The organism is Solemya elarraichensis gill symbiont, assembly GCF_002021095.1.
Lineage (GTDB): Bacteria > Pseudomonadota > Gammaproteobacteria > Chromatiales > Chromatiaceae.
The window spans coordinates 1-2,647 of record NZ_MPRK01000235.1 but is presented as its reverse complement, the minus strand read 5'-3'; the positions used below and the strand labels follow the sequence as shown (position 1 = coordinate 2,647).

4 protein-coding genes are annotated in these 2,647 nt (G+C 48.5%); 1 reads left to right on the top strand and 3 read right to left on the bottom strand.

Annotation, left to right across the window (positions count from 1 at the left end; genetic code table 11):
* Positions 1–93: 93 nt before the first annotated feature.
* Genes BOW51_RS09565 through BOW51_RS09555 form a run of 3 tightly spaced genes read right to left on the bottom strand, consistent with a single transcriptional unit; the run spans position 94 to position 1,991 of the window.
* Positions 94–396, bottom strand: a complete 303-nt coding sequence (locus BOW51_RS09565) for a hypothetical protein (RefSeq protein ID WP_078477523.1) — start codon at positions 394–396, stop codon at positions 94–96.
* Positions 397–438: 42 nt separating this feature from the next.
* Positions 439–801 (bottom strand): EF-hand domain-containing protein, encoded by a 363-nt coding sequence (locus BOW51_RS09560; RefSeq protein WP_078477522.1) that lies wholly within the window; start codon positions 799–801, stop codon positions 439–441.
* On the bottom strand, positions 798–1,991 hold the full coding sequence (locus tag BOW51_RS09555; RefSeq protein WP_078477521.1) for a hydrogenase small subunit: 1,194 nt from the start codon (positions 1,989–1,991) through the stop codon (positions 798–800). Before BOW51_RS09555 ends, BOW51_RS09560 begins: the two co-directional genes overlap by 4 nt.
* 199 nt (positions 1,992–2,190) lie before the next feature.
* Between BOW51_RS09555 and BOW51_RS09550 the strand changes: the two genes are divergently transcribed.
* Positions 2,191–2,508, top strand: coding sequence for an ATP-binding protein (locus BOW51_RS09550; protein WP_078477520.1), 318 nt, complete (start codon positions 2,191–2,193; stop codon positions 2,506–2,508).
* The last annotated feature ends 139 nt before the right edge of the window (positions 2,509–2,647 follow it).

Sequence of the window (2,647 nt, the reverse complement as noted above, 5' to 3'; positions counted from 1 at the left end):
GATCGAGTGTAAAAGGGAGACTTGGATGTCCCGTTTTACATCACGAGATCAAAGACACACTTGATTCCCGATCTCATCCCACTCTTTTTCACGCTACTTTTTCTCTGTCGATTTGCAGTTAACGTGAGAACTGCCACCCCAGATGCAGATGACACCCAGCAGAAAGCCAAAGTCGTACCAGCCACCAACATTATTCACTTCATAGACGAGGACCTTTTCGTTGAACAGGTGAATCACCAAGGTGATAACTGAAATGACACCATGCCAGAGGCCGTACCAGAAACCGGCAGGATTATCCTGTGTAAACAGTGCATCTCCTGCTGTGCAGGATGCAAGCATAAGTATGACAAAAACAAGAATGAATGGTTTTAACAAGCGAACATTAATATCGTGCATTTCCGTCTCCTGTATCTGTTGAGTCACAGAAATGAGAGAAGTTTACCTCCCCCCTCTGTATCGATAGCGCCTGTGCTTCCTTAAGCGTACATTCATCGCTGAGGTCATCTCTTCCTCATCGATCAGCCCGTCCCTGTTGTGATCAATCTCCTCGAAAAGATAAAGCGGCATATGACGATTAGAACGTCCGCTTGAATTCCGACGTTGCGCCACCTGCATATAAAAGTGCTCATACTCTCTCTGATCAAGAAAGCCATCCCTGTTTTGATCATGCACAGAGAACACCCTGGTATCCGTTAACTGCGCTTCAGTTTGCGCTGCAGCCATACCGAAAGAATAGAGTAGGAGAGAAACTATCGCCAATAAAATAACAACAACAGAAGATTTAAAGAGATCGGATCTCATTGACTTTCCTCCAGGTATTTTTCCAGGATTGTCAGCTGGTCATCTGAAAATTGAAGCCTGCTATGCGATCGAATATCACCGGAACGCAGCAGTTCTGCAATCTTGTCCGGTGCCGTTTTAAAATCAGCCGGATCAAATGAGTGGCAGTAAACGCAGTTTTCCTCGTAGAGCTGCGCACCTTCCTGAATGCATGTCTCATGCGCTTCATTTCTGGGTGAATAGCTCAGCATTGCGCTATCAAGCGTCTGGTAAAAGCCACCCTTGTCCCAGAAATCCGGTTCAGAGCAACCGATACACGGATGGCCCGCCTCTATCGGAAAACTGGTTCCCTGGTTCCACTTGACGACAGCGCATGCATTATGTGTCGTCGGCCCTTTACAGCCCAGCTTATAAAGACACCATCCCTGGCGCGCACCCTCGTCATCAAATCGTTCTGCAAACTGTTCGTTTTCATAAAAATGATAACGGGAACAGCGATCATGCACTGTCGTAGCGTAAATACTCAGCGGACGATTCAGGACATCGAGTGCAGGAAATTTCTCGAATACAACAAGGTGCGCAAGCACACTGCTTATTGCGACCGGCAACGGCGGACAACCCGGAAGATTAATCAGCGGCTTTTTCTCGATCTCACCCCTATCCATCAGTTCGGAGACACCCGCTGCTCCGGTCGGGTTTGGATAAGCCGCAGGCAATCCTCCAAACGCCGCACAACTTCCAATTGCTATGACAGCCTTTGCACCCTGAATCGTCTCTTGCAGGAGATCCAGGTTGGTTCTGCCTGCAATGGTTGAACAGACAGCCGTATCACCCGCAGGCACAGCGCCGTCTACGACCAGGTAGTAGTTCCCGAACGCAGCACTCATGGCCTGCTGCCTGGCAGATTCTGCCGCTTCGCCCGAAGCTGCCTGCAGCGTGTGGTGATAATCGAGCGAGACAATATCAAATATCAGGTCTTCAATCGTGGGGGCATGTGAACGAGTCAAGGACTCGGTGCATCCGGTGCACTCCTGAAAAGAGAGCCAGATTACCGATGGCCGTTTCGCTTTCAGGAACTGATTCGTAAAACCAGCAACAGCACCTGGCGGGAGGGCGAGCAGCGATGCCATCGCTGAACTGTACTTGATGAATGAACGCCGGCTGATTCCGCGCTTGGCCAGGTGCGTTCCAATGTTGTTCTTTTCCTTCACGCCGGTTCACATTCTGCTGCAATAAGAGTCATTCTCCTGCACAAGTAAGCATAGACTCTGGTGTATCCAGATACAGTAATTTTTTCACTGCAGGAGGGCGGTCCGCGATTAACCGGACTAGTCTGGTGTGATCCACCTGGCAATTGTGTTGAACATTTAAACCAGTACACACATCATCCATAGCCTCCATATACAGAAAATGTTATTTCGCTGTGACTTTCTCAGCCTTTACCTTTGCTGGTGTATTTTCTTCCTTCGGCCCAAAATATGCCGCCAGTCCCTTAAGGGCAAGATTATTATCTCTATCTGTGACACTGGACCAGGTATCCCGGAAGATGCCCTTCAGAAAGTATTTGATCCGTTTTTTCGCTTAGAAGGCTCCCGTGCTAATCATACAGGAGGAACGGAATTGGGACTCGGTATCGCACATAATATCGCAAGAGCACATGGTTCCGAGCTTGTGCTTCAAAATAAACCGGAAGGCAGTCTCTGCGCTATATTGAACCTTCCTAAATAATTTTATGCTCATGATTACTATAGGCCATTAGCTGATACTTATCAAGCGTGTCTTTGATCTCGTGATGTAAAACGGGACATCCAAGTCGCCCTTTTACACTCGATCTTCGACAGCCTTTATTGCCCCGGACGCCCTGCGT